Below are 6,710 nucleotides of genomic sequence, written 5' to 3' on the forward strand. Positions count from 1 at the left end.
GTACAGATTGCCCGATCGGCGCGCCACATCCGGGTTCGGTGGGGAATACCCCATGGTGGGTTCTGCCGTGAATCTCTTCCGGTGAGGTGAGGAGGCGTGCGTGGGTGGCAGGTCGGAGTGGGACCGTCGGCGCTTTCTCGGTACGGCGGTGGGCGCGGGAGCCGTCGCCGCCGGGTGCTCGGCGCCCCCGGGCCGTACTGCGGACGCCGCTCCCGTGTCGGAGAACGACCGCCCCGGTGACCGCGACTGGGGCCTGCGGGACGGAGGAGCCGACCGGGCGATCGAGGGATACGCGGACCGGGTGAGTGTGCTGCCGGGCGAATCGTTCGGGCTGTATGTCTCCACCACGGGCGGCCCGTTCCGTGCCGAGGCGTTCCGGATGGGCTGGTACGGCGGTGCCCAGGCCCGCAAGGTGTGGTCATCCGGGCACCTGCCGGGGGCGGCCCAGCCGGTGCCGGATCCCGCAGGGCCGACCCGTACGGTGTCGGCGGCGGGCTGGCGGCCGAGTACCCGGGTTTCCACCCGTGGCTGGCCCGAGGGGGCGTACCTCGTACGGCTCACCGCCGGCTCCGGGGAGCAGCGCTATGTGCCGGTCACCGTGCGGTCCCGGCAGACGGCGGGCCGGCTGGTCCTGGTGAACGCGGTGGCGACCTGGCAGGCGTACAACGCCTGGGGCGGCCGGAGCCTGTACCACGGGCCGGGCGGGAAGGCTGACTATGCGGGGCGTTCACTGGCGGTCAGCTGCGACCGTCCGTACGACGGCGACGGCGCGCCCCTGTTCACCACGTACGAGCAGCCCGCCATCGCCCTGGCCGAGAGCCTTGGGCTGTCGCTGGCGTATGTGACGAGCATGGACCTCGACCGTGAGCCGCACCTGCTGGCCGGGGCGCGCGCGGTGGTCTCGCTGGGCCATGACGAGTACTGGTCCCCGGCGATCCGTGACCGGGTGACCGCCGCCCGGGACGCGGGTGCGAACCTGGTGTTCCTCGGCGCGAACGCCTGCTTCCGCCGCATCCGGCTGGAGCCTTCCGCCGGGCGGGACAGGCGGCTGGTGGTCTGTTACAAGACCGACTGGCCGCACGATCCGATGCACGGCAAGGACGACGCGGCCGTTACCGCCGACTGGCGCGAGCCCCCGCACGCCCGCCCGGAGAACTCGCTCACGGGCACCCTGTACGAGTCGAACGGCACGAGCGCCGCCTATGTGGTCGCCGAGCCCGGCCACTGGCTGTTCGCGGGCACCGGCGTCACGCGCGACACCCGCTTCGCGAATCTGGTCGGCACCGAGTACGACCGGGTCGACGGCGGCTCGAACACGCCCCGGCCGATCGAGATCCTCGCCCACTCCCCTCTGGTCTGCCGAGGTGTGCGCAGTTTCGCCAACTCGGCGTATTACACCGTGCCCGCCGGGGCGGGGACGTTCAATGCCGGCACCATGCGATGGGTCGAGTCGCTGAAGGGAGACGGCGCCCACGGCATCCCCCCGGCCACCGCCGCCTTCACGCGACGGGTGACGGAGAACCTCCTGCGCGCCTTTGCCGAGGGCCCCGTCGGCCATCGTCACCCGGCCCGCGACAACCTCGACGCCCATCACCCCTACGCGGGTGACCCGATCTGGGCCCACCACAATCTCTGGTGAACTGGTCCGGCGGGTCGGCGGGCCGGCGGTCAGATCGTGGTGAGGTCGATTTCCAGGGAGAAGGGCGCCACTGTCTTGACCGTGCCGGTGAACACGTCGCTGTCACGGTAGTCCCTGCTCGCCGGGTCGAGAACGCAGGTGTACACCAGCGGGACACCCGTGGCGGCCTGTTCGATACGCCAGTAGAACGGGATGCCGGCCTTGGCGTACTGGTCCACCTTCACGATCCGGTCGGTGGTTTCCGAGCCGGGTGAGACGACCTCGACGACCAGCAGTACATGTTCGGGCCGGGTGGGTGTGATGTCGATGGTGTCCGCGCGGTAGACGACGACGTCCGGACGGCGGTTGCTGAGGGGCACGTCCTGCAGGCGAACATCGAAGTCCGCGTCGGCGTTCCATTCCGGACCCGCGGCGGAGTCCAGGGCGTTCGCCAGGATCCGGGCCAGGCGATTGTGCCGCTTGGACGCGCTGGGGCTTACGACGACCATCCCGTCCACGATCTCGATTCCCGCGCACTGCTCCTCGGACCAGGAGGCGTACTGCTCGGCGGTGATTGGAGCGTGCATCCATGCGGGCGCGACCATCTCGGCGGTCATGGCGTACCTCCCCTGAGCATGCTCGACGGGCCTGGCGCGGCTGAGCTCAGCGTACTCCGAGCGGTTGGGCCGGAGCGGCAACACCGTCGCCCTCGGAGGCTGCGCCGGCCGGGCCCGCCGGGTCAGGGGGCGGTGGGCGGTGCGGCCTCCGACCGCGTCAGGCGGCGAGTTCGGCGGGGACCGCTGCGAGGGCTTCCTGGACGGCCGCGATGAGCTGCCGGGCGGACTGCGCGGTCAGCTCCAGCGCGACCCGGGCCGAGGGGCCCTTGGACGGATCGGCGAAGTCGATGTTGAGGGTGTGTTCGGCCATGGCGTGTACGGGGTGGTCGAAGTACACCGTCACATCCGACACGTGGAACCAGGAGCCGCCCGGCCCCTTGGCGCTGCCGTCGACGGAGTCTTTGACGGTGGTGTAGGTGCACATGTTCAAGCTCCCAGGTGCTTGGCGTAGAAGGCGGTGATCCGTTCCCAGCCGTCGTTGGCCGCCGCCACGTTGTAGCGGACACGGTCCACCGTGAAGAAGGCGTGGCCGGCGCCCTCGTAGCTGTGGAAGTCGAAGTCCTTGTTGTGGGCGGACAGGATCTGCTCCAGCTCCGCCACCTGCTCGGGACCGGGGTACTTGTCGTCGGCGCCGAACAGACCCAGCAGCGGCGCACGCAGCCCGGGCAGCTGGTCGACCAGGTTGGTGACCTTCAGCGGGAAGCCCTCCGGCGGGGTGCCGGTGACGAAGGCGCCGTAGCAGTCCACCGCGGCGTCCACGTCCAGGTTGCAGGCCGCCAGTACGGACTGCCGCCCGCCGGAGCAGTAGCCGATCACGCCGACCTTCCCGTTGGAGCTGGGAAGCGCACGCAGATGGGCCGCGGCGCCCGCGACGTCGCCGAGCAGACGGGGGTCCGGCACGCCGCCGTTGGCCCGAGCGGTCGCGGCCGCATCGTCCGGAGCGGCGCCCGGCGCTTCGCGGTGGTAGAGATTGGGGCAGATCGCGTCATAGCCGAGTTCGGCGAACCGACGGACGATCTCCTTGGTGGCCCGGTCGTAGCCGGGCATGTGGTGGATGACAACGACGCCGCCGCGTCGCTCCTCGCCCTCCGGGCGGGCGAGGTACGCCTCGATCTCGTCGCCGTCGTGACCGGTGAACCGGATTGTTGTCGCGGTTAGGGAATCGCTCATGGTTCCCATTATAAGTCTTGGCTGATAAGTCTATACTGTCGACCGTGATGATCCACGAGGACGCGGCACGTCTGGCGGCGGAACTGCGCGCCTGCCTGGGGCCACTGGTACGCCGGCTCCGCCAGGTGCATCTGGACGGCGAGCTCACCCTGTCACAGACCTCGGTGCTGGTACGGCTGGACCGCGAGGGCCCGGCGACACCGAGCGAGCTGGCGGCCGGGGAGGGCATCCGTCCGCAGTCCATGGGCACGATCGTCGCCGCGTTGCGGGAACGCGGGCTGGTGGCCCGCGACCCGGACCCGCACGACGGCCGCCGCGTTGTCGTATCGCTGACCGACGCAGGGCTGGAGGCGCTGCGCGGGCTCCGCCGGGAAAAGGCGCGGCGCCTGACCCGGGCCATCACCGAGGAGCTCACCCCTGCCGAGCGAGGGCAGCTGGCCGCCGCGATCCCCCTCCTGGAAAGGCTCAGCCGTCGTGTCTGACGGCGGTGGGATCCCCGGGGCTCCCGGGCTGGCTCCCGGGCTGGCTCCCGGGCTCTACGTACTCGACCTCGGCCCCTCCGGGTGGCGGGCGCAGAGGAGATCCCCGACGTCAGAGATTCACTAGACTGGCCTAGGAGTGCCGGGAAGCCTGGTCGGCGGTAGGTCAAACACGACCAGTTCTGACGACCCGGGGGACGCGCCATGACCGATCTGACCGCAGTACTGCTCCTGGTCGCCCTGGCGACGGCCGTGGCGACGGGGGCCCGTCACTGGCGTATCCCGGCGCCGTCCTTGCTGGTCATCGCCGGTATCGGCGTCGGCCTGCTGCCCTGGGTGAGGGATTTCAGGGTATCTCCGCAGGTGATCAATCTGGTGGTGCTCCCGCCGCTGCTCTATGCCTCGGCGGAGGAGATCTCCTGGCGGGAGCTGCGGCGCGTATGGCGGCCGGTGACCGTGCTCGCCTTCGGGCTGGTGCTGGCCTCGGCCGCCGCGGTCGGCGCGGTGGCGGCGGCGATCACTCCGCTCTCCGGGACGACGGCCTTCGTCCTGGGTGCCGTACTGGCCAGCACCGACCCGGTCGCGGTGACCGCGCTGGGGCGGCGGCTCGCGCTGCCGCCGCGCGTCCAGATGATGGTGCAGGCGGAGAGTCTGTTCAACGACGCCACCAGCCTGGTGCTGTTCAAGGTCGCCGTGGGTACCGCTGTGGCCGGCGGGGCGCTCTCGGGCGGCACGGCCGCCGGTGAGTTCGTGCTGCTGGGCGGGGGCGGGGCGCTGGTCGGGGCAGTTGTGGCCGGATTGGTGGCGCTGATCCGTCGTCGTACCGAGGACCCCGTGCTGGAGACGGTGATCGCGCTGGTCACGCCGTACGCGGCGTACGTCCTGGCCGAGGATGTGCACGCCTCCGGGGTGACCGCGGTGGTGGTCGCCGGGGTCGTCCTCGGCGGCCAGGCACAGCGGCTCACCAACGCGCCCATCCGACTGCAGGTGCACGCCGTCTACGGCACCGTCGTCTTCCTGCTGGAGAGCGTGGTCTTCGCCATCATCGGCCTGGAACTCCCCTCGCTGATCCGCGATCTCGGCGCTGAGGGGCACGCGTGGCCGTTGCAGGCGCTCGCCGTGGCCGGGACCCTGCTGACCGTCCGGATGGTCTGGGTCTTCCCGCTCTCGGCCGCCATGCAGCGCCGGCGCGGCATCGGCCCGGTGACCTGGCGGGTGCCCGCCGTGCTCTCCTGGGCCGGTACCCGCGGCGTCCTGCCGTTGGCCGCGGCTCTGTCCATCCCGCTCACCGCTCACGACGGCACGCCGCTTCCACAGCGGGAACTCGTGCTGGTGCTGACCACCGCGGTCGTCGTCTTCACCCTGGTCCTCCAGGGCTTCACGCTGGCACCGGTGGTCCGCCGTTCCGGCATCGCCCTGGAACCCGCGCACACCGAACGTGAAGAGGCCAACGCCCGCGACAGCCTCGCCCGCGCCGGGCTCACCCAGCTGGAGCAGCTCGCCGAACTGGAGGCCGCGCCCGAGGTCGTCGTGGACCAGCTGCGCCGGGGGCTGCAGGCCCGTCTCGACCACGCCAGGGCCCAGCTGGACGAGGCCGCGGATCCGGCGGACTCGACCGCCACCGCCTATCGCGCGATGCGGCGGGCACTGATCGAGGCGGAGTCCGCCGAGCTGCAACGGCTCTACGACGAGCACCGGATCAGTGACACCACGCGCAGGCGCATCCAGCGCACGCTGGACCTGGAGGACGTCGGGCTCGGCGAGTGAATACCGGTGGGCCGGAGTCAGGGATCCGTCAATCCGGCGCTGTCCCGCGTCAAAGGCTCGTCAGGACGGTGGCTCTCGGCCCGCGGTCGCGTTTCGGTGGACGAAGTACACCCGCCGGGGCTCTGCGACCGTGATCTGCGCCAGGCGGTGCCGGACACGGCCCAGGCGGGCCCCAGCGGGTGTCCCAGGGAGGCGCACTCCGAGAACTCCGAGAGGGAGCGGTAGCACCGATGGACGAGACCGGCAGCGGGCGCATCGTGGTGGGCGTGAGCGGTTCGCTGGGCAGCGTTGCCGCGCTGCACCGTGCGATGGCCGAGGCCCGCCATACCGACGCGGATGTGCTGGCGGTGCTGGCCTGGGAGCCGGTGGGCGGTGAGTCCGCCTATCGCCGTGCCCCACTCCCGCCGCTGCTTGCCGAGGGCCGCCGCCTGGCCGAGGAGCGGCTGAGCACCGCGCTGGACACGGCCCTCGGCCATGGCTGGATCGGGGGCCGGCTGCTGACCCAGGTCCTGCGCGGGCCGGCGGGCGAGATGCTGGTCCGGACCGCCGACCGGGAGGACGACCTGCTGGTGGTGGGTGCCGGTCAGCACGGCTTGCTGCGCCGAGTGCTGAGGCCCTCGACCAGTTGCTACTGCCTGGTGCACGCGACATGCCCGGTGCTGGCCGTGCCGCCGCCCCCGCTGCGGCGCGACCTCGACGCTGTTCACCGCCGCAACGCCTGGCGGCTGCCGCTGCACCCCCGGCGACTCCGCGACGACGCTCCCTGGCTGCCGCGCGGATAGCGGATAACGGTCCGCCCCGTCCGGCCCAGGTCCGGCCCGCGGGCGGTCCGCGCCTTGGCTTCCGCCGGGGGCGGTCCGCGCCTTGGCTTCCGCCGGGGGCGGTCCGCGCTTCAGCTTTCGCTGCGGACGCGCCGGCGCCTCAGCTTCCGCCGCGGGCGGTCCGCGACGTGTCGAGGGCCGCGCCGACCTGGTCGGCGAGGGTCGCCGCGACCAGGCGTGCCTGCAGGGGCGGGACTGCGCCGGGTGTGGGCTGCATCATGAAGCGGCCGTAGAAGTG

Annotated in this window: 7 protein-coding genes; 4 read left to right on the forward strand and 3 right to left on the reverse strand. The window is 71.8% G+C overall.

The features are described from left to right. Window positions 1-100 precede the first annotated feature (100 nt). Window positions 101-1,639: a N,N-dimethylformamidase beta subunit family domain-containing protein gene (locus tag FCI23_RS30485; protein WP_246144204.1), complete on the forward strand. Its 1,539-nt coding sequence runs from the start codon at window positions 101-103 to the stop codon at window positions 1,637-1,639. Between the two features lie 29 nt (window positions 1,640-1,668). Here the strand turns inward: FCI23_RS30485 and FCI23_RS30490 are convergent, their stop codons facing one another. From FCI23_RS30490 to FCI23_RS30500, 3 genes are all read right to left on the reverse strand, one after another. Further along, entirely contained in the window at window positions 1,669-2,235 is a 567-nt protein-coding gene (locus tag FCI23_RS30490) for a Uma2 family endonuclease (RefSeq protein ID WP_136727167.1), read from the reverse strand. Window positions 2,236-2,392: 157 nt separating this feature from the next. Beyond that, a complete protein-coding gene (locus FCI23_RS30495; RefSeq protein ID WP_136727168.1) occupies window positions 2,393-2,659 on the reverse strand; it encodes a DUF6295 family protein in 267 nt (88 codons plus the stop codon). Between the two features lie 2 nt (window positions 2,660-2,661). Beyond that, a complete protein-coding gene (locus tag FCI23_RS30500; RefSeq protein ID WP_136727169.1) occupies window positions 2,662-3,405 on the reverse strand; it encodes a dienelactone hydrolase family protein in 744 nt (247 codons plus the stop codon). Between the two features lie 47 nt (window positions 3,406-3,452). On the opposite strand from FCI23_RS30500, the gene FCI23_RS30505 reads away from it, so the two are divergent. From FCI23_RS30505 to FCI23_RS30515, 3 genes are all read left to right on the forward strand, one after another. Beyond that, window positions 3,453-3,887 carry a MarR family winged helix-turn-helix transcriptional regulator gene (locus FCI23_RS30505; protein WP_136727182.1) on the forward strand — a complete coding sequence of 145 codons (435 nt, stop codon included), beginning with the start codon at window positions 3,453-3,455 and terminating at the stop codon, window positions 3,885-3,887. Window positions 3,888-4,088: 201 nt separating this feature from the next. Beyond that, entirely contained in the window at window positions 4,089-5,651 is a 1,563-nt protein-coding gene (locus FCI23_RS30510; RefSeq protein WP_136727170.1) for a Na+/H+ antiporter, read from the forward strand. Window positions 5,652-5,881: 230 nt separating this feature from the next. After that, window positions 5,882-6,433, forward strand: a complete 552-nt coding sequence (locus FCI23_RS30515; protein WP_136727171.1) for a universal stress protein — start codon at window positions 5,882-5,884, stop codon at window positions 6,431-6,433. Window positions 6,434-6,710: the final 277 nt, after the last annotated feature.

This window comes from Actinacidiphila oryziradicis (genome assembly GCF_005047355.1).
Classification (GTDB): domain Bacteria; phylum Actinomycetota; class Actinomycetes; order Streptomycetales; family Streptomycetaceae; genus Actinacidiphila; species Actinacidiphila oryziradicis.

Coding starts and splice junctions, on each gene's coding strand:
- FCI23_RS30490 (WP_136727167.1), bottom strand. CDS start 2,235: ATGACCGCCGAGATGGTCGCGCCCGCATGGATGCACGCTCCAATCACC.
- FCI23_RS30495 (WP_136727168.1), bottom strand. CDS start 2,659: ATGTGCACCTACACCACCGTCAAAGACTCCGTCGACGGCAGCGCCAAG.
- FCI23_RS30500 (WP_136727169.1), bottom strand. CDS start 3,405: ATGAGCGATTCCCTAACCGCGACAACAATCCGGTTCACCGGTCACGAC.
- FCI23_RS30505 (WP_136727182.1), top strand. CDS start 3,453: ATGATCCACGAGGACGCGGCACGTCTGGCGGCGGAACTGCGCGCCTGC.
- FCI23_RS30510 (WP_136727170.1), top strand. CDS start 4,089: ATGACCGATCTGACCGCAGTACTGCTCCTGGTCGCCCTGGCGACGGCC.
- FCI23_RS30515 (WP_136727171.1), top strand. CDS start 5,882: ATGGACGAGACCGGCAGCGGGCGCATCGTGGTGGGCGTGAGCGGTTCG.